The organism is Variovorax sp. CF079 (assembly GCF_900101545.1).
Taxonomy (GTDB): Bacteria; Pseudomonadota; Gammaproteobacteria; order Burkholderiales; family Burkholderiaceae_C; genus Variovorax.
In genome coordinates, this window is sequence record NZ_FMZU01000018.1 from 1 (window position 1) to 17,836 (window position 17,836).

19 protein-coding genes are annotated in these 17,836 nt (G+C 65.4%); 8 read left to right on the forward strand and 11 right to left on the reverse strand.

The window, feature by feature from the left end:
• Positions 1-118 precede the first annotated feature (118 nt).
• A complete protein-coding gene (locus tag BLS74_RS22835; protein WP_093109446.1) occupies positions 119-1,042 on the reverse strand; it encodes an MBL fold metallo-hydrolase in 924 nt (307 codons plus the stop codon).
• Positions 1,039-2,730: an AMP-binding protein gene (locus BLS74_RS22840; RefSeq protein ID WP_093109447.1), complete on the reverse strand. Its 1,692-nt coding sequence runs from the start codon at positions 2,728-2,730 to the stop codon at positions 1,039-1,041. The genes BLS74_RS22835 and BLS74_RS22840 overlap by 4 nt, the downstream gene beginning before the upstream one ends.
• Positions 2,731-3,120: 390 nt before the next feature.
• On the opposite strand from BLS74_RS22840, the gene BLS74_RS22845 reads away from it, so the two are divergent.
• Entirely contained in the window at positions 3,121-3,717 is a 597-nt protein-coding gene (locus tag BLS74_RS22845; protein ID WP_348272436.1) for an esterase/lipase family protein, read from the forward strand.
• 18 nt (positions 3,718-3,735) lie between these two features.
• Here BLS74_RS22845 and phhA read toward each other — a convergent pair whose 3' ends face one another.
• From phhA to hppD, 3 genes are read right to left on the reverse strand one after another with little or no spacing between them, the layout of a single operon-like run.
• On the reverse strand, positions 3,736-4,605 hold the full coding sequence (gene phhA, locus BLS74_RS22850) for a phenylalanine 4-monooxygenase (protein ID WP_093109449.1): 870 nt from the start codon (positions 4,603-4,605) through the stop codon (positions 3,736-3,738).
• Between the two features lie 19 nt (positions 4,606-4,624).
• Positions 4,625-5,428 carry a transporter substrate-binding domain-containing protein gene (locus tag BLS74_RS22855; protein WP_093109450.1) on the reverse strand — a complete coding sequence of 268 codons (804 nt, stop codon included), beginning with the start codon at positions 5,426-5,428 and terminating at the stop codon, positions 4,625-4,627.
• Positions 5,429-5,455: 27 nt separating this feature from the next.
• Positions 5,456-6,583: a 4-hydroxyphenylpyruvate dioxygenase gene (gene hppD / locus BLS74_RS22860; RefSeq protein ID WP_093109451.1), complete on the reverse strand. Its 1,128-nt coding sequence runs from the start codon at positions 6,581-6,583 to the stop codon at positions 5,456-5,458.
• A 165-nt stretch (positions 6,584-6,748) separates the two neighbouring features.
• Here hppD and BLS74_RS22865 point away from each other — a divergent pair, with 165 nt between their 5' ends.
• The 4 genes from BLS74_RS22865 (at position 6,749) to lnt (ending at position 10,578) form a co-directional block, all read left to right on the forward strand.
• A complete protein-coding gene (locus BLS74_RS22865; protein WP_093109452.1) occupies positions 6,749-7,222 on the forward strand; it encodes an Lrp/AsnC family transcriptional regulator in 474 nt (157 codons plus the stop codon).
• 108 nt (positions 7,223-7,330) lie between these two features.
• Positions 7,331-8,056, forward strand: coding sequence for a GNAT family N-acetyltransferase (locus tag BLS74_RS22870; protein WP_093109453.1), 726 nt, complete (start codon positions 7,331-7,333; stop codon positions 8,054-8,056).
• A 72-nt stretch (positions 8,057-8,128) separates the two neighbouring features.
• Positions 8,129-9,007 (forward strand): HlyC/CorC family transporter, encoded by an 879-nt coding sequence (locus BLS74_RS22875; RefSeq protein WP_093109454.1) that lies wholly within the window; start codon positions 8,129-8,131, stop codon positions 9,005-9,007.
• A complete protein-coding gene (lnt, locus tag BLS74_RS22880) occupies positions 9,004-10,578 on the forward strand; it encodes an apolipoprotein N-acyltransferase (protein WP_093109455.1) in 1,575 nt (524 codons plus the stop codon). Before BLS74_RS22875 ends, lnt begins: the two co-directional genes overlap by 4 nt.
• Here lnt and BLS74_RS22885 read toward each other — a convergent pair.
• From BLS74_RS22885 to BLS74_RS22910, 6 genes are all read right to left on the reverse strand, one after another.
• A complete protein-coding gene (locus BLS74_RS22885; protein ID WP_093109456.1) occupies positions 10,538-11,896 on the reverse strand; it encodes an FAD-binding oxidoreductase in 1,359 nt (452 codons plus the stop codon). The genes lnt and BLS74_RS22885 overlap by 41 nt on opposite strands.
• A gap of 7 nt (positions 11,897-11,903) precedes the next feature.
• Entirely contained in the window at positions 11,904-12,710 is an 807-nt protein-coding gene (locus tag BLS74_RS22890; protein WP_093109457.1) for an ABC transporter permease, read from the reverse strand.
• The gene (locus tag BLS74_RS22895) at positions 12,707-13,549 is read right to left on the reverse strand and encodes an ABC transporter ATP-binding protein (RefSeq protein WP_093109458.1); all 843 of its coding nucleotides are present in this window, start codon (positions 13,547-13,549) and stop codon (positions 12,707-12,709) included. Before BLS74_RS22895 ends, BLS74_RS22890 begins: the two co-directional genes overlap by 4 nt.
• Before the next feature lie 7 nt (positions 13,550-13,556).
• On the reverse strand, positions 13,557-14,552 hold the full coding sequence (locus tag BLS74_RS22900; protein WP_244503970.1) for an ABC transporter substrate-binding protein: 996 nt from the start codon (positions 14,550-14,552) through the stop codon (positions 13,557-13,559).
• Positions 14,553-14,619: 67 nt separating this feature from the next.
• On the reverse strand, positions 14,620-15,486 hold the full coding sequence (locus BLS74_RS22905) for a creatininase family protein (RefSeq protein WP_093109459.1): 867 nt from the start codon (positions 15,484-15,486) through the stop codon (positions 14,620-14,622).
• Between the two features lie 32 nt (positions 15,487-15,518).
• Positions 15,519-16,106 (reverse strand): NAD(P)H-dependent oxidoreductase, encoded by a 588-nt coding sequence (locus BLS74_RS22910; protein WP_093109460.1) that lies wholly within the window; start codon positions 16,104-16,106, stop codon positions 15,519-15,521.
• Between the two features lie 164 nt (positions 16,107-16,270).
• Here BLS74_RS22910 and BLS74_RS22915 point away from each other — a divergent pair, with 164 nt between their 5' ends.
• From BLS74_RS22915 to BLS74_RS22925, 3 genes are read left to right on the forward strand one after another with little or no spacing between them, the layout of a single operon-like run.
• Positions 16,271-16,945, forward strand: coding sequence for a redoxin domain-containing protein (locus tag BLS74_RS22915; RefSeq protein ID WP_093109461.1), 675 nt, complete (start codon positions 16,271-16,273; stop codon positions 16,943-16,945).
• Positions 16,946-16,963: 18 nt separating this feature from the next.
• Positions 16,964-17,614: a 2OG-Fe(II) oxygenase family protein gene (locus BLS74_RS22920; RefSeq protein WP_093109462.1), complete on the forward strand. Its 651-nt coding sequence runs from the start codon at positions 16,964-16,966 to the stop codon at positions 17,612-17,614.
• Positions 17,615-17,633: 19 nt separating this feature from the next.
• Positions 17,634-17,834, forward strand: coding sequence for a DUF6494 family protein (locus tag BLS74_RS22925; RefSeq protein WP_093109463.1), 201 nt, complete (start codon positions 17,634-17,636; stop codon positions 17,832-17,834).
• The last annotated feature ends 2 nt before the right edge of the window (positions 17,835-17,836 follow it).

The window sequence follows — 17,836 nt, forward strand, 5'->3', positions numbered from 1 at the left end:
GATGATAGTGCGGGTTCCCGTGTGAAAGTAGGTCATCGTCAGGCTCTTACAGCCCCAAAAAGCCCAACCAGAAATGGTTGGGCTTTTTGCTTTGGAGTATTCCAAAAGCAATGAATGGCTACTTGTTTTGGACTTCCGTCTCATCGGCAAGGGCGGCTCCGGCCTTGACCAATTCTGCAAGAACCTCAGCGCTCAACTCATCGAGGGACGACGAGGCAAAGAAGCGCGCACGAATGACATCGAAGTAAGGCGTGCTTCGAGCCCAGTTTTTCCATTCGTCGACGCTCGTCGTCTGCAGTTCCAGCAGCTTGAATTTCATGAGCACCTTGAGCGCATGTCGTGCGTGCTTGACGGGATCACGCGATAGAGCCTCAAGCCTGCGCCGCGCCAATGAAAGCGCTTCCGCCACCTCGCTGAAGACGCCCCCATGGCCCGGGATCACGCATACCGGATCCAGCGCTTCGATCAAGTCGAGGGTGGCAGCCACCTCATCGAAGGACGGCTCCCCTGCCAACTCGGGAAACACGATGCCGAAGCCGTTCTCCCAGAGCGCATCGGCCGAGATCAGGGTGCGTGAGCCGGGCTCGAACAGGATGATCGAATGCGGGTCGTGGCCCGGCGCGGCATGCACCTGCCAAGCCAGGTCACCCAGCACCACATCCCGGCCCAGCGCCAGAAGACCGTCGAAGCGAAAGCGAGGGCACTGCTGCCCGGTCGCCCGATAGCTCAGCGCATCCTCATCCCAGATTTGCACCAGAGATGCCTCTCCCGGCGGAATGAAGGTACGCGCCATGGGATAACGCCGCTGCAGCGCCGCGTTGCCGCCGCAGTGGTCGCTGTGCAAATGCGTGTTCAGCACAAGGTCGAGCGGCCGGTCTCCGAGCGCGGCCTCAACCAGCGCCAGTGTCTGGCTGCAATGCGTCGCGTAGCCGGTGTCGACCAAGGCCGTCTCGTCACGGCCCACCAAGAGGATGTTGTTGGACGAAAGCCATCCGCGCTCAAAAACCTGGAGCTGCGCCGGCAGACCAGCGGCCGCGCTCAAGCCGTCGCGCCTGGTCGCAGCTGGCGCCGGAGGATCTTCCCGACATTCGTCTTTGGCAGACTCTCTCGAAACTCGATGTGCTTCGGACGCTTGTAGCCGGTCAGCTGATCATTGCAGTAGCGCATCACGGTCTCCTCGGTCAGCGAGTGATCCTTGCGGACGACGAAAACCTTGATCGCCTCGCCCTGCTTCTCGTCCGGCACCCCGATCGCCGCGCACTCGACAACGCCGGGGCACAGCGAGATGACATTTTCCAATTCGTTCGGGAACACGTTGAACCCGCTCACCAGAATCATGTCCTTCTTGCGGTCGACGATTCGGCTGTAGCCGTCTTCCTGCATGACCGCGATGTCGCCGGTCCGCATGAAGCCGTCGGCGGTGAATGCCGCCGCGGTTTCGGCCGGCTGGTTGTAGTAGCCGGTCATGACGTTGGGCCCCTTGATGCACAACTCTCCCGCCTCCCCCGGGGGCAGCGAGCGGCCTTCGTCGTCCTTGATCGCGATTTCAATGCTGGGCAGCGGCAACCCGATGGTTCCGGTGAATGCGGTGTTGGAGACCGGATTGTTGGTCCCGATCGCGCAGGTCTCGCTCATGCCCCAGCCCTCGATCATCGGGCAGCCCGTGGCTTCGAACCACTTGCGGGCGGTGCCCTCGGAAGCCGCCATGCCACCGGCCTGCGAGACAAAGAGCGTCGAGAAGTCGATGGTCTTGAACTGCGGGTGCATCAGCAGGGCATTGAACAAGGTGTTCACCGCCGGCAGCATGTGGAAGGGTCGCTTCTTGAGCACGGCGATGAACTTGTCGAAGTCGCGCGGGTTGGGGATCAGCGTCAGGTGCGAGCCCTGGCGGATCGCGAGCAGGCACAGCGTCAGCGCGAAGATGTGATACAGCGGCAGCGCGGCAATGCTGTTGACCTTGGACAGATCGCCCGTCCGTTCCAGTGCGGGCGTGAACCAGGCTTCGGCCTGCAGCGTCGCGGCGACGATGTTGCGATGGGTCAGCACCGCGCCCTTCGACAGCCCCGTGGTTCCACCGGTGTATTGGAGGAAGGCGATCGAGTCGAGCGTGCTGGGGTCCGGGGCCAGCGTACGCCCCTTGCCCTCGGCCATGACCTGGGGAAAGGGCGTGACGGTGCGCCCGTTGTCCAGCGGTAGCTTGTATGGCGGAACCATCTTGGCGAGATGCCGCACGGCCACCGTGATCCAGGTGCCGTAAAGGCCTCCGAGCAGATCGCCCATCGAGGCGACCACCACGTGCTTCAAGGGCGTCCGCTCGATCACCTGCTCGAGCGTCGCCGCGAAGTTCTCGAGGATGACGATCGCCGTCGCACCCGAATCCTTCAGCTGGTGTTCGAGTTCGCGCGCCGTATACAGCGGGTTGACGTTGACGCAGGTGTAGCCCGCGCGCAGCACGCCGCACATCGTGACGGCGAACTGCGGCACGTTGGGCAGCATGATGGCCACGCGCGCGCCGGGCTCCAAGCCACGCGACTGCAGCCATGCGCCCATCGCCTTCGACAGCGCGTCGAGTTCGCCATACGACATCCATCGTTCCATGCACACCGAAAACGGCCGCTCGGCGTAGCGCGTGAATGATTCGTCGAACAGCTGCCCCAGCGAGCGGTACTGCTCGGGATGGACTTCTTGCGGCACGCCGGCCGGGTAGTTCTTCAATATGGATGACTGCATGCGATCTCCTTGGCGCGGATTGTCGAAGCGGGTCCGGCCTTGCCGCCAGCGGGCTTGTCCTAGGGTGGCGCCCGATCTGTCGCGCATGCGATAGTCGCCCGCATGGTTGCGCGTCTCCAGCAGTGTCTTGTGCTCGGCGGTCTTCTTGTCGCGATCGCCTGGGCGAGCATCTGGTGGAGCCGGTCGCCGCTCGTGGCTGTGCTCAGCCTCATTGCGTTGACCTGTACCCACACGACCGTCCTTGCGATCGAGTTCGTCGCGAGCTACCGCATCAACGGCCGCGACCCTCTTGCCCGCGCCAGAGTGCCCCAGTGCATCAGGGCGTGGCTGGCCGAGAGCTGGCTCGCGCCTCGCGTTTTCTGCTGGTACCAGCCCTTTCATTCGCGTGCCGTGCCTGATCACCTGCCGGCCAACGGTCGAAGGGGCGTGGTGCTGGTCCACGGCTTTCTATGCAACCGCGGCTTCTGGAGCCCCTGGTTGCGCGAACTGCGCGCCGACGACCGTGCCTTCGTTGCGGTCGATCTCGAGCCTGTCTTCGGCTCGATCGACCACTATGCACAGACCATCGACGACGCGATCCTGCGGGTGACTGCAGCGACCTCCCTGCCGCCGATGCTGATCTGCCACAGCATGGGTGGACTCGCCGCCCGAGCCTGGCTGCGCGACGCCGATCCAACGCGCGTGCACCGCATCGTCACCATCGGCACGCCGCACCGCGGCACCTGGCTCGCGCGCTTCGGCCGCACGGTCAATGGGCGCCAGATGCGAGTGGGAGGCGATTGGATGCAGAAGATCGAAGGCGAGCGGGCCAGCACGCGGCAGGTTTCCTTCACCTGCTGGTACTCGAACTGCGACAACATCGTCTTTCCGACGTCGAACGCGACGCTGCCCGGCGCCGACAACCGTCTCGCCGACGGGCGTGCGCATGTGGAGATGGCCTTCGATTCCAGGTTGAGGCGCGAGACCCTGGCCCTGCTCGCGCGCTGAAGCGCGCCGGGAAAACAGCTAGGCCGTGGATTCGCCCGGCAGCAGCACGCCGGCCTCGATGTCGGGCTGCATCGCGAGTTCCTGGTAGAGCGGCGTGAAGTCCGGCGCCGTCAGTTCGAACAACTGGGCAAAGCTGTCGATGACGAAGTAGGTGCTCTGGTAGCTGTCGATCTTGTAGCGGGTGCGCATGGTGCGCAGCAGATCGAGCGGCAGCCGGTAGGGCTCAGGACTGCGCACCGCGTGCTGCAACTCGCCGACCGAGCTCAGGACGCCCGCGCCGTAGGCGCGCAAGCCGTCCGGCTGGCGAATGAGCCCGAACTCGACCGTGTACCAGTAGAGCCGCGCAAGCTTCTCGCCGGCGCCCAGCTCGTGCGCCTTGATGCCGCCCTGGCCGTAGCGCTGCACATAGTCGGCGAAGGTCGGATCGAAGAGCATCGGCACATGGCCGAACAGATCGTGGAATACGTCCGGCTCGACGATGTAGTCGAACTCCTCGGGCTTGCGGATCCAGTCCGTCACCGGGAACTTGCGGTTCGCGAGTAGCGTGAAGAAGGGCAACTCGGGGATGAGTCCGGGCACTGCGACGACTTCCCAGCGCGTCGCCTTGTAGAGCCGCTCGTTGATCTCCTCGAAGCGCGGAATGCGGTCCTTCACGCCGAGCGAAGGCAGCGACGCGATGAAGGCATCGCAGGCGAGGCCCGGCAACTGCGCGGCTTGGCGTTCATAGAGACGCCGGTAGGTGTCGTGGTCGGCCGGCGTGTAGCTGGCCCAGTCCTGCGGGCAGGTGTAGTCGGCGAGAACGGCGCCGCCGCGCGAATAGTCGCCGCGCGGCGGGCGCTCCGATTGACCGTAGACGGCGGGCATGACCGCACCTGTTGGCGTCTCCATGAAAAGCTCCGATGTTTTCTTACTTGAGCCAGCGGTCCATCACGCGCTGGAACTCGCCGCCCGCTTGCGACAGGTGCAGCCATTGGTCGACATAGGCCTTGAAGGCCATGTCGTCGCGCGGCAGCATCCAGGCCATCTCGCCGTATTGCAGCGGCTTGTCGGGATTGACGGCGCACAGACCCGGCTTCAGCTTCTGCTGGGTGATGGCCTCGGCAGATTCGGTCACGAAGACGTCGGCGCGGTTCGCGAGCAGCTCGTCGAAGATCGTCACGTTCTCGCCGTGCATCGTGAGCTTGGCGCGCTTGAAGTTGGCGCGCGCGAAACGCTCGTTGCTGCCGCCCGGGTTGAAGATCACGCGCACTTCCGGCTTGTCGATGTCGGCGACGCTCTGGTACTTAGCGACGTCCGCGCAGCGTGCGATCGGCGTCTTGCCGTTGACCATGTAGGGCGCGCTGAAGAAGGCCCGCTTCTGGCGCTCGGTCGTCACCGACACGCCGCCCACGGCCAGATCGCACTTGCCGGCCGCAAGATCGGGCAGCAGATTGGCCCAGGTCGTCTTGACCCATTCCGGCTTCGCATTGAGGCTGGTGCTGAAGCTGGCCATCAGGTCGACATCGATCCCTTCGTAGCTCGCATCCGGCTTCTGGAAGCTGAAAGGCTTGTAGTCGCCCGGCGTGCAGATGCGAAGCACGCCAGCCTTTTGCACCGCGTCGAGATGCGACGAGGCCGCGCCCGCACGCTGCTGCGGATTCATGGCGCAGCCGCCGAGGACGAGGACCGCGGCTGCGATCCATGACGAGCGAATCCAAAAGGTCTGACGCATTCCGCGCTCCTGTGTGTGATGGGGCGGCTATTGTGCGGCGGCCAGCACACCACGGCGCATCTGGTCGAGCTCGATGCTCTCGAACAGCGCCTTGAAGTTGCCGTTGCCGAAGCCGTCGTCGCCCTTGCGCTGGATGAACTCGAAAAAGATCGGGCCCAGCTGGTTCTCGCTGAAGATCTGCAGCAGCAGCGCGTCCTTCTTGCCGTCGATCAGGATCTTGCGCTTGTGCAGGTCCTCGACGTTTTCGCCGTGGCCCGGAATGCGCTTGTCCACCAGTTCGTAGTAGGTGTCGATGGTGTCGAGCAGCTTGACGCCGTTGGCGCGCAATGCGTCGACGGTCTTGTAGAGATTGTCCGAGCCCATTGCGATGTGCTGGATGCCTTCACCGTGGTAGAGGTCGAGGTACTCCTGGATCTGGCCGGCCTGTTCCTTGCCTTCCTCGTTGATCGGGATGCGGATCTTTCCGCACGGGCTGGTCATTGCCTTGCTCTTCACGCCCGTGACCTGGCCTTCGATGTCGAAGTACTTGACCTCCTTGAAGTTGAACAGGCGCTCGTAGAAGTCCGCCCACTCGTTCATGCGGCCGCGATGCACGTTGTGCGTCAGGTGGTCGATGTAGGTCAGGCCGTTGCCCTCGGGCGCCAGCGCTTCGATCGCGCTGAGGCCGGGCAGGGCTTCGAAGTCGACGTCGTAGAAGCCGATGTTGCCGATGTCGCCGAACTGCGCGCCGTTCTTGCCGCGCCAGCGGTCGACCAGGTAGATCAGGCTGTCGCCGATGCCCTTGATCGCCGGAATGTTGAGCTCGCCCGGGCCGGCCTTGTCGGCAAAGCCCCAGGCGCCGAGCGCGATGGCGCGCTCATAGGCGGCCTTGGCGTCCTGCACGCGGAAGGCGATGGCGCAGACGCTGGGCCCGTGCTGGCGCGCGAAGCGCTGAGCAAAGGAGTCCGGCTCGGCGTTCACGATGAAATTGATCGTGCCCTGGCGGTACAGCAACACGTTCTTGTGACGGTGCTTGGCCACGGCCTTGAAGCCCATGCGCTCGAACACCTGGCCCATGGCGGCCGGATCGGGTGCGGCATATTCGATGAATTCGAAGCCATCGGTGCCCATGGGATTCTCCCAAGGGGTGAAGGCGGGGGCGTCGGCGGTGCTCATGGGCTTGTCTCCAATGGAAGGCGAGAGGATGGGAGGGCGGGATTCAGTGTCGCGCCGCGCATGCGCAGCGTCCGTGTTGAACTGTAAAAGCGCCAGTCATCATGATTTCAGCGTTATTGCGCCTGCTGTGCGGCTTAAACGCAAGAAAACTGCGAAAATACAGAAATGGACGCACTCGACAAGCAAGATCGTATTATCCTGCGCACCCTGCAGATTGACGGACACGCCACCTACGACCAACTGGCCGAAGAGGTGAGCCTCTCGCCCAGCGCCGTGCTGCGGCGGGTCAAGCGCCTGGAGGAAAGCCGCGTGATCGACCGCTATGTGGCGCTCGTGAAACCCGAAGCGGTCGGCCTGGGGCTCACGGCTTATCTCAATGTCCGGCTCGAAAAGCACACCGAGAGCCACAAGCGCAACCCCATGGACCTGTTCCGCGCCAGCGTCCAGACCTGGCCCGAGGTGGTCGAATGCGCCGCGCTGACGGGCGAAATGGACTACCTCCTGCGCGTGGTCGTCGCCGACATGGCGCACTACAGCCGTTTCATCATGGACACCTTGCTCAAGCACCCCAGCGTGCAGGACTGCAAGACCAGCTTCGTGCTCGACCGGGTCAAGGCGACCACTGCTGTGCCCGTGTAACAACATATTGGTTGCGTGCACCCCACGGGATTGGTATTCGTTTACCAATGACCTACTTTTTCGTCCCTATGGTCTTGTTGATTAGGGGAAAACCCTTATATTGAATGCATGCTTACCGCCAAGGCACTCCTCAAAGCCTCGCTTGGCCTCGGCTCTTTCCTGAAAGCGCCGATGGTTGAGACCCAGCCACGCGCCGCCGCGCCCGCACCCGTCATGGTGCCGATCCGCTCGATCGGCCCACGCGAGCGCGACCGCATTGCGCAGCATCTTCTTGCTCTCAAGCCGCACGATCGCTACCTGCGTTTCGGCTATGCAGCCTCCGACGAGCAGGTCCAGCGCTATGTCGACGGCCTGGACTTCGACCGCGACGAGCTGTTCGGCATCTACAACCGTCGTCTCGACCTGATCGCGATGGCCCATCTCGCGTTCGCCCCGGCAGACCAGCACAAGGATTGCGCCGAATTCGGCGTCTCGGTGGCCGAACATGCGCGCGGGCGCGGCTACGGTGCGCGGCTCTTCGAACGCGCGGTGGTGGTCGCGCGCAACGAAGGCGTCGGCATGCTGTTCATCCACGCGCTGAGCGAGAACGCCGCCATGCTCAAGATCGCGCGCAATGCCGGTGCGACCGTGGTGCGCAGCGGCTCCGAGTCCGAGGCGCACCTGCAACTGCCCGATGCGACCTTTGACAGCCGCATGAGCGAGATCGCGCTGGAACATTACGCCGAAGTCGATTTCCATCTCAAGATGCGTGCCAAGCAGTTCTGGGCTTTTCTCGCCAGCGTGCAGGAAATCCGCAGCGGCGTGCGCGCCGCCCGCGACCAGTCCTCGCCCTGAACGGGGCCATACCGGGGGAGGCACGTGCTTCTTCCGGTATCCTTGTGATCCCCCCAACTCCGCCCTCCCGCAGTGGCCGACCCTCACCCTGAACGCGCGCCCGTCGAACGCGAAGACAAGCGCAGTTTTCTGCAGAAGCTCGCCGAATTCATCCATCCGGGCCCCGACTCGCGTGACGAGCTGATCGAAACGCTCGCCGATGCCGAGGACAACGATGTGATCGGCGCCGAATCGCGCGTGATGCTCGAAGGCGTGCTCCGCATGGCAGACATGACCGCCGGCGACGTGATGGTGGCGGCGCCGCGGATGGACCTGGTCAACATCGACGCGCCCTACGACGCGCTGCTGCACCTCGTGATCGACACCGCGCACTCGCGCTTTCCGGTGTACGAGGGGGAAAAAGAAAACATCATCGGCATCCTGCTCGCGAAAGACCTGCTCAAGCTGCAGCGCGCGCCGGGCCTGAACATCCGCGCGCTGCTGCGCCCCGCCACCTTCGTGCCCGAGAGCAAGGGCCTGAACGATCTGCTGCGCGAGTTCCGCGGCAACCGCAACCACCTCGCGATCGTGATCGACGAGTTCGGCCGCGTGGCAGGCCTCATCACCATCGAGGACGTGCTGGAGCAGATCGTCGGCGAGATCGAGGACGAGTTCGACATCGCAGAGGACGAGGGCGACATCTTCGGCCTGGCCGACCGCACCTACCGCGTCTCGGGCGACACGCCGATCGAGCGCGTGGCGGAGGCCTTCGGCATCGTTTTCGACGAAGAAGTGCTGAGCGAAGACTTCGACACCATCGGCGGCCTGATCGCGCACGAGATGGGCCATGTGCCCAAGCGCGGCGAGCACTATGCGCTGGGCGCCTTCGACTTCGTCGTGCTGCACACCAAGGGTGGCGCGGTGCGCTGGTTCAAGGTCTCGCCCGCACGCGGCGACGACGCGACCGATTGAAAACGCTCGCGCGCGCGCTGGGCTTCGGCATCGCGGGGCTCGCGCAGGCCGCGGCCATCGCGGCCCCCTGGAACGGACAGCCGCTCTGGTGGCTGCAGCTGATCTCGCTCGCGGCGCTGGCCTGGCAGCTCGATGCGCTGCGGGCTCGCACCAGCCCGCGCTCTTCGTGGCGCAGCGCAGCCTTCTACGGCTGGCTGTTCGCGACCGCCTGGCTCTGCGGCACTTTCTGGTGGCTCTTCGTCTCGATGCACACCTACGGCGGCCTCGCTGCGCCGCTCGCTGCGCTGGCGGTGCTTGCGCTCTCTGCGGCGCTGGCGCTGTACTACGCCGCGGCCTGTGCCTTCTTCGTCGCGTTCGCACCCGCCAGCCGGGCGTACGCGGCCGCGCTGTTCGCGGCCCTGTGGACCCTGGCCGAGCTGTTGCGCAACAGCTTGTTCACCGGCTTTCCGTGGGGTGCCGGCGGCTACGCGCACGTCGACGGGCCGCTTGCCGCCTATGTGCCCTGGCTCGGCGTCTACGGCGTCGGCATGCTGGCCGCGGGCATCGCGACGCTGGCAGCCCTGTTGCTTCGCCATGTGCGCGGCCGCGCATTGGCGGCGCCGGTCGCCGTGGCGCTGGTGCTGCTTTGCGTGCCCGCTCTCATCGGCGCGGCACGCGGCGAAGCCGATGAGGCAGCACAGTCGCGCGGCCGCCTCGGCCTCGCGCTGCTGCAAGGCAACATCCCGCAGGACGAGAAATTCATTCCGGGCGGCGGCATCGCGACCGCGCTGAGCTGGTACGGCGAGCAGCTGCAGAGCGCGACCGCATCGCTCGTGATCACGCCCGAGACTGCGCTGCCTCTGCTGCCTTCGCAATTGCCGCCCGGTTATCTCGATGCGATCGCTGCGCGCTATGCGAACGGCAAGCAGGCCGCCATCGTGGGCCTGCCCTTGGGCGATGGCCGGCTCTACACCAACACCGTGCTGGGCTTCGGCCCGGGCCAGGGCACACCCTATCGCTACGACAAGCACCACCTCGTGCCCTTCGGCGAATTCATTCCGGGGATGTTCCGCTGGTTCACCGAGATGATGAACATCCCGCTCGGCGACTTCAAGAGCGGCGGCCTCGCGCAGCCGCCCTTCGCGTGGCAGGGCCAGCGCATCGCGCCCAACATTTGCTATGAAGATCTGTTCGGTGACGAGATCGGCGCGAACTTTCGCGACGAAGCCAGCGCGCCCACCATGCTGCTCAACGTGAGCAACATCGCCTGGTTCGGCGACAGCATCGCGATCGACCAGCACCTGGCCATCTCGCGCATGCGTGCCCTCGAGTTCCAGCGACCGATGGTGCGCGCCACCAACACCGGCGCCACCGTCGTCATCGACCACCGCGGCCGCGTCACGCATGCGCTGCCGCGGCTCACGCGCGGCGTGCTGGTGGCAGAGGTCGAAGGCCGCACCGGACTGACGCCCTATGCGATGTGGGTCTCGCGCTTCGGCCTCTGGCCGCTGTGGGGGCTGGCGCTGCTGATCGTGGCGGCGAAGCTGCTGCTCAGCCGGCGACAGGCCAGTCGCGCAACTTCCCGGGGTTGAGCAGGCCCTGCGGGTCGAAGCGCTTCTTCATTTCGATCACCTCGGGCGGCAGCGGACCGCCGGCCTTGCCGTCCTCGACGATGTTGACGTGCGGGTTGTTGATGTGCACGCCGCGCTCGCGGTGCAGGCGGATGATCTCGTCGAGCCGCTCCTCGGTCGTGAAGCGCACCAGCTGCAGCCCGCTGCAGGTCATCAGGCCTGCGGCAGTGCGCAGGAACTCCAGGTGCATCATGACCTCGCCCGCGAACAACTGCTCCATCTCGGCGACTTGCTGCACATGCTGTCCCGGCGTGAAGCCGCTTTGCAGATAGGTCAGGTTCTTGTCGACCTTGAGGGCATGCAGCGTCGTGTGGTTCCAGGTGAACTCCATCAGCGTGCGGTTGCTCTTCTGCACCTCCTCGGCCGTCTTGCGGTAGCTCACCGTGCCGCCGTGCGCTTCAACGAGTTCCAGCATCGGCGCCTCGCAGGATTCGGCCACCAGAGAGAGCACCGCATGGCAGCCCTTCGGCAGATGCTCGGCCAGCTGCGCCAGGTGGTCCGGCACCGGGCTTCCGAAGAAGGCGACCTCGCGTTTGACGATCCCCGGTGCATGGGCGAGTGCATCGGCAAAGGCCAGCGCCTGGTCGAAGGACTCGAAGACGTCCAGGCTCTCCAGCCACGGATGGGCCGGTGCCAGCCCCACCTCGAGCTCGAGCACCAGCCCGTTGGTGCCCCAAAGGTGGTGCATGCGCAAGGCTTCCGCGCCGCGCAGCTCGACGACCTGCGGTTCGGCCTCGATCGTCATCGCGCGCAGGCCCAGCACATTGCCGGTGGCGCCCAGCGGCCCGTAGTTGATCGAACCCACGCCGCCGAAGCCGCCGCCGAAGAGCCCGCCCAATGTCGCGCTGCGGTAGGTGGAGGGCACGCAGCGCAGTTCCTGGCCCGAAGGCCGCGTGTGCTTCTCGAGCTCGCCGAGCCGGATGCCCGCCTGTGCGCGCGCCACGCCGGGGCGCACCCATTGCATGGCGTTGTAGCCCGTCATGTCGAGCACCACGCCGCCTGCGAGCGGCGTGGTCTGGCCGTAGTTGCCGGTGCCGCTGCCGCGGATCGTGATCGGCACGCCGCGGCGCGCGCAGGCGCTCACCACCGCACGGATCTCGTCTTCGGTGCGCGGGCGCACCACGGCATCCGCGCGCTTGTCTTTCAGCTGGCGTTGCAGCACCGGGCTGAACCACGAGAAGTCCTGCGAGAGCCGGGCGATGCGGCTCTCGTCGGTGATCCAGTCGAGTTCGGGCAGTTCCAGATGCAATTGCTCGATGGCGGATGCGGGCGCGTTCATGAAGAAATCAGTCTTGTGAAAGTTCGCTCGCGTGCCAGGAGCCGAGCGCGAGCTTGGTGAGCCAGGCCATCAGCACGAACAGCGCGACGCCGGTCAATGAAATCAGCAGCAAGGCCGCGAACATGCGCGGGATGTTGAGCTGGAAGCCGGCCTGCAGGATCTGGTAGGCCAGCCCCGCGCCGGAGCCGCCGGTGCCTGCCACGAATTCGGCCACGACGGCGCCGATCAGCGCCAGGCCGCTCGAGATGCGCAGCCCGCCGAAGAAGTAGGGCAGCGCGCTCGGAATGCGCAGGCGCACCAGCTGCTGCCAGCGCGTCGCACGGTTGAGCTTGAAGTAGCTTTGCAGGTCGGGCTCGACGCTGCGCAGGCCGAGCGTGGTGTTGCTGATGATCGGGAACAGCGCGACCAGCGCCGCGCACACCACCATCGCAGCGGTCGGGTTCTTGACCCAGATGATGATGAGCGGCGCCACTGCGACGATCGGCGTCACCTGCAGCAGCACGGCATAGGGAAAGAGCGCGGTCTCGATGCGCTTGCTCTGCACGAAGAGGAAGGAGATCAGCACGCCCGCGATCGTGGCCGCCACGAAGGACAGGACGGTGATCTTCAGCGTGACGAGCAGCGCGTTTCCGAGCGGCACCCAGTCAGCGATGAGCGTCTTCATCATCAGGTAGGGCGAGGGCACGAGGTAGGGCGGCAGCTCCATGGCCGTGACCAACCCCTGCCACAGTGCGAGCAGCACCACGCCCACCAGCACCGGATACAGCACGCGCTGCGCGCGCGGCTGCTGCAGAAGAGGCAGCCGCGCGCTCAAACCGCGGACTCCTCGTGCGTGCCATTGCTGGCGCGCAGCAGGCTGTCCTGCAGCCGCTTCGCATAGCGACTGAACTGCGGCGAGACCATGAAGTCGGCGCTGCGCGGATAGGGCTCGTCGATCAGGACCTGCTCGACCACGCGGCCCGGCCGCGCCGCCATCATGATCACGCGGTTCGACAGGAACACCGCCTCGTGGATCGAGTGGGTGACGAAGATCACGGTCAACTTTTTCTTGCGCCAGAGGTCGAGCAGCTCGGCATCGAGCTTGTGGCGCGTGATCTCGTCCAGCGCGCCGAAGGGCTCGTCCATCAGCAGCAGGTCGGGCTGGGTCACCAGCCCGCGCGCGATCGACACGCGCATCTGCATGCCGCCGGAGAGCGCGCGCGGCAAAGCCTGTGCGAACTTGTCCAGGCCCACCAGCTCGAGCGCCTCCGCGACGCGGGCGTCGGCCTCCTTGCGCGGCACGCCGGCCAGATCCAGCGGCAGGCGCACGTTGCTGCGCACGCTGGCCCAGGGCATCAGCGTCGGCGACTGGAACACGAAGGCCATCTTGTGGGCGCAGCTGTGGAGCTCGGCCACCGGCTTGCGCCACAGCAGGAGGCGGCCGTCGCTCGGCTCCAGCATGCCGGCCACCATCTTGAGCAGCGTGCTCTTGCCGCAGCCCGAGGGGCCCAGCAGCGTGACGAACTCGCCTTCTGCGATGGCGAGGTCCACCGGCAGCAGCGCCTGAGTGCCGTTGGGGTAGGTCTTCTCCGCCGAGAGCACCTCGACCGCGGGCATGGCGGGTACAGCGGGTGCCGCGGGCGGCGCGAGGACAGCGGGCTCGATGCGATTCATGACGATGTCAGGGCAGGACCTTGGCGTCCTTCACGAACTCGGTCGTGTAGGTCTTCGCGATCTCGACCTTGGCCGGGTCGAGCAGCTTGGCAGCGACCAGGAAGTCGTAGCTCGCTTTGGCGCGCGCATCGGTGATCACGCCGATGCCCATCGTCGCGGCATCGCCGCCGGTGACCATGCCCATCTCCTTGAGCTTGGCGACGCTGTAGGCCAGCTGGTCGTCGGTCATGTTGGGGTTGTCCTTCTTGATCAGCACGTTGGCCGGCGCCGGGTCGGCCAGGTAGCTTTTCCAGCCCTCGGCCGAGGCCTTGACGAAGGCCGCCACCTGCTTGCTGCGCTCCTTCACGGTCTTGTCCATGCACGACACCGTGGTCGCGTAGGCCGGAAAGCCGTGGTCGCTGAACATCAGCACGGTGCTCTTCACGCCCGCCTTCTGGATCGCATAGGGCTCGGAGGTCAGGTAGCCCTGCTGCGCGGTGTTCTTGTCGGCCACGAAGGGCTGGATGTTGAAGGTGTAGGGCCGCGTCTGTTCGTCGGTGAGGCCGAACTTGGCCTTCAGCCAGGGCCAGTAGCCGCGGTTGGCCTGCGAGCCGATCAGGATGGTCTTGCCCTTCAGGTCCTCGAACTTCTTGACGTCGTCGTGCGCGATCAGGACCTGCGGGTCTTTCTGGAAGAAAGCCGCCACGTTGACCACCGGCACGCCGCCTTCGCGCACCTGCATCATCTGGATGTCGCTCGAGCCCATGATGCAGTCGGCCTGGCCGGCGGCCATCATCTGCGTGATGTTGACCTGCGGGCCGCCCATCTTGATGGTGACGTCCAGCCCGTACTTCTTGTAGATGCCCTGCGCGACCGCCTGGTAGAAGCCGCCATGCTCGGCCTGCGCATACCAGTTCGTCATGTAGGTGAACTTGTCCTGGGCTTGCGCCGGAGCGGCGACAGCGAAGGCGAGGGCGGCTGCGGCAGCCAGTTGACCGAAGCGGAAAGCAGGATGGTGGCGCATGGTGTGGACCTCTCTCGGTGGGAAAAAAAGAACGATGGAAACGGGCGCTCTATGCAAGTAGCGGGCCTCAGGCAATGGGCTGGAAAGCGGACTGGATGAAGCCCTGCTGGTGCCCGCGCTCCCAGGTGGCTTCTTCGCGCACCACCCAGCGCAGCGCGTAGAGCTCGGTCAGCGCCTGGACCCAGCTCGCGGCGAGCGTGTCGAGGATCTCTTCGCCCTGTTCGCGCGTGGCGCTGGTGGGGTCGCCGATCACGCCGCTCGGGCCGAAGTCGCGCGCGGTCCAGGCGCAGGCCGGGCGGCCGTCGGCCGACAGCAGCTTGATCGGGAAGGGCGGCGGAAAGTTGGCCGCGGCACGTTCCATGTGCACCGTGTCGGGCGCGAGCGCGAGCATCAGCGCGGTCTCGGAATGGCCGGCATGCATCGACAGCTTCTTTTCCTGTTCGCTGATTTGGCTGCTCGAGGCATTGGGCAGGCGCGAGACGCCGTGCGGCACGACCACGAAGTCGCCATGGCGCAGGCGCAGCTCGCGCGCGGCCATCTCCAGCACCTGCGGCTGGCCGCCGTGGCCGTTGGCGAACAGCAGCTTGCGAAAGCCGGCGCGGTAGACCGACTCGCCGATCTCGGTCACGGTCGAGAGCAAGGTGGTGCCGGTCAGCGTCATGGTGCCGGGAAAGTGCAGGTGCTCTTCCGATTTGCCGTAGGTGATGGTCGGCAGAGCGAAGGCGCGCACCTCGGCCGGCAGGCGCTCGAGCGCCTTGCCCATCACGCCGGAGGAAATCACGCTGTCGACCGAACAGGGCAGGTGCGGCCCGTGCTGCTCGATCGCGCCGCAGGGCAGCACGATCACCGTGTTCTCGCGGTCGGGCAGCGCGTCGATCTCGGTCCAGCTCAGGTAGGGCAGGAAGCGGTGGGGCGGGATGTAGCCGTGGAGCATGGGGCGTCCTGTGTGGGAAGAGGGAGGTGTGCTCAGGCGAAGCGCGCCATCGCGTTGCCGACGCGCTGCATGAAGCGTTTGCGCTGGGGCTCGGTCGCCACGTTCATGTGGTAGTGCGCGTGGTAGTCGACGCGCGCCTGCCGGCCGGTGAGGCGCGGCATGTAGCGCGTCACGATCTTGCGCGGCGGGTCGCCCATGTACCAGGCCACCCAGCGCGGGCGGCCGTAGGTCACGACGGCCGAGATGCGCTTGATGTGCGTCAGCTTCGGTTTCACGTTGGCCGGGTCGCTGAGGTCGAAGGCCACGCCCGGCATGAAGAGGCGGTCGAAGTAGCCCTTGAGCATCGCCGGCAGGCCGAAGCACCAAGTCGGAAAGCAGAACACGATGCCCTCGGCCCACTGCAGCCGCTCGATGTAGGGCCTGAGCGGCAACTGGTTTCTCGGCACCTCGTGGTAGCCCAGGCGCTCCTCGCGCGAGAGCACGGGATTGAAGCCTTCGGCGTAGAGATCGCAATCGTCCACCTCGTGCCCGGCCGCGCGCAGGTTGCGCAGCACTTCCTGGTGCAGGGCGGCGTGGAAGCTGGTTTCGACCGGGTGGCAGTAGACGACGAGCACGCGCATGGGTGTTTGACCGCTTAATCAGAGCAAGTGGTCAGCTTATGCAAGCGACATGCCAGCGATCCCGCACCGAAAGAGGGAGTGGTCTTGCTCGTTGTGCCTTCCTTCGACAAGTGATACGGTCGAATTTCCGTCGTTCGCCTGAACGCACAACAAAGGAACATGCCGTGGGAGACCCTATGCGCCCGCTGCAACCTGGAGAACCCGCGCCCGAGTTCGCGCTTCCCGCGATCAATGTCGAAGGCGCAGTTTCTCTTGCCGATCTGCGCGGCCGCCCCTTCCTGATCGGCTTCTTTCGCGGGCTGCACTGCCCGTTCTGCCGGCGGCAGGTGATGCAGCTCGGTGCCCTGCAGCCTGCGCTGCGCGCCATTGGGGTCGAGACCCTGGCCGTGATCAACACGCCGCTCGAACGCGCCCGGCTGTACTTCCGCTACCACCCGACGCCGATCATGCTTCTGAGCGACCCGGATTGCCGCACGCACCAGGCCTTCGGCGTGCCGCACATCGAATTCCTGCCCGAAGGCAGCAGCGAGCGGTCCGAATGGCCTTCGCGCGCGAGCATGGCGGAATTCGAAGCCGCGCGCATCAACCCGACCGGCGAGCTGCCGGAACCGACGCAGCCGATGGCAAGTAACGCCATCCTCAACGCCATGGACGGCTTCGAGCTCGACGAAGTCGATACTGCGATCCTCGCGAACCACGCCACTCAGCTCGCCGGCCACTTCCTGGTCGATGGAGCCGGCATCGTCGCGTGGGCACAGATCGAGGCGCTCGACGGGCCCAACAGCCTCAGCATCTTCCCGAGCGCGGCGCAGATCATCGCCGCCGCCGGCAGCCTGTGATGCTGACGAGGCGCGGCCATGGTCAAGGAAAGCAACCGGTGGATGGAAGCCTCGGATGTCATTCCGATGTTTCCCAGCCTGGTCTGGAAAATCCAGTTCGAGGCCAGCTTGCGTGACGCGCTGGCACGAGGCATCCTCGCAGCGCTGGCGGACATGCGGCGCGGCCTGCCGCCGCTCGAAGCCGGCCGCGGCTGGCAGTCGGGGCAGGCCGTGCATGAACGCGAGGACTTTCGCGACCTGGTTTCGTGTGTCCGTCGCGGCGTCACGAGCATCCTGCGATTTCTGCGATTTCTGCGAATCGGCGATGCCTTCGAGATCACGGCCTGCTGGGCCACCGTGCTGGCCAAGGGCGCCGCACACAAGATTCACAGCCACCCCAACAATTTCCTGAGCGGTGTCTACTACGTGTGCACCCCACCGGGCGCCGACGCCATCAACTTTCATGACCCGAGGCGCCAGACCGCCGTCATCAGGCCCCCGGTCGTGGAACTGACAGCTGACAACACCGACCAGGTGGTGGTCAAGGTGCGCAACGGAACGCTTCTGATGTTTCCCTCCTTCCTGGAGCACTCCGTCGATGCCAACCTGAGCGAAGAAGAACGAATCAGCGTCAGCTTCAACGCGATGTTCTCTTCGTTCACGCAGCAGTTGAGCAAGCCGCTCTGGTAACACCAACCGGGAGATCCTGATGGACGACGAGACACTCAACCTCAGCATTCGCAAGTTCCTCAAGATGGTCGGCGTCAGCTCGCAGCGCGAAATCGAGCAGGCGGTGGCGAAGGCCGTCGCCGCCGGCACCGGCGCCGAGACCTTTGCTGCCACCATGACCCTGGAGATCCCGGCGCTGGGGCTCAAGGTCGGGTTCGACGGCGACATCAAGCTGAATTGAGC

Excerpts from the sequence above, each read along its gene's own strand:
- BLS74_RS22840 (WP_093109447.1), bottom strand. The coding sequence starts at position 2,730 with ATGCAGTCATCCATATTGAAGAACTACCCGGCCGGCGTGCCGCAAGAA.
- phhA (WP_093109449.1), bottom strand. The coding sequence starts at position 4,605 with ATGGAGACGCCAACAGGTGCGGTCATGCCCGCCGTCTACGGTCAATCG.
- BLS74_RS22855 (WP_093109450.1), bottom strand. The coding sequence starts at position 5,428 with ATGCGTCAGACCTTTTGGATTCGCTCGTCATGGATCGCAGCCGCGGTC.
- hppD (WP_093109451.1), bottom strand. The coding sequence starts at position 6,583 with ATGAGCACCGCCGACGCCCCCGCCTTCACCCCTTGGGAGAATCCCATG.
- BLS74_RS22865 (WP_093109452.1), top strand. The coding sequence starts at position 6,749 with ATGGACGCACTCGACAAGCAAGATCGTATTATCCTGCGCACCCTGCAG.
- BLS74_RS22870 (WP_093109453.1), top strand. The coding sequence starts at position 7,331 with ATGCTTACCGCCAAGGCACTCCTCAAAGCCTCGCTTGGCCTCGGCTCT.
- BLS74_RS22885 (WP_093109456.1), bottom strand. The coding sequence starts at position 11,896 with ATGAACGCGCCCGCATCCGCCATCGAGCAATTGCATCTGGAACTGCCC.
- BLS74_RS22895 (WP_093109458.1), bottom strand. The coding sequence starts at position 13,549 with ATGAATCGCATCGAGCCCGCTGTCCTCGCGCCGCCCGCGGCACCCGCT.
- BLS74_RS22900 (WP_244503970.1), bottom strand. The coding sequence starts at position 14,552 with ATGCGCCACCATCCTGCTTTCCGCTTCGGTCAACTGGCTGCCGCAGCC.
- BLS74_RS22905 (WP_093109459.1), bottom strand. The coding sequence starts at position 15,486 with ATGCTCCACGGCTACATCCCGCCCCACCGCTTCCTGCCCTACCTGAGC.
- BLS74_RS22910 (WP_093109460.1), bottom strand. The coding sequence starts at position 16,106 with ATGCGCGTGCTCGTCGTCTACTGCCACCCGGTCGAAACCAGCTTCCAC.
- BLS74_RS22920 (WP_093109462.1), top strand. The coding sequence starts at position 16,964 with ATGGTCAAGGAAAGCAACCGGTGGATGGAAGCCTCGGATGTCATTCCG.
- BLS74_RS22925 (WP_093109463.1), top strand. The coding sequence starts at position 17,634 with ATGGACGACGAGACACTCAACCTCAGCATTCGCAAGTTCCTCAAGATG.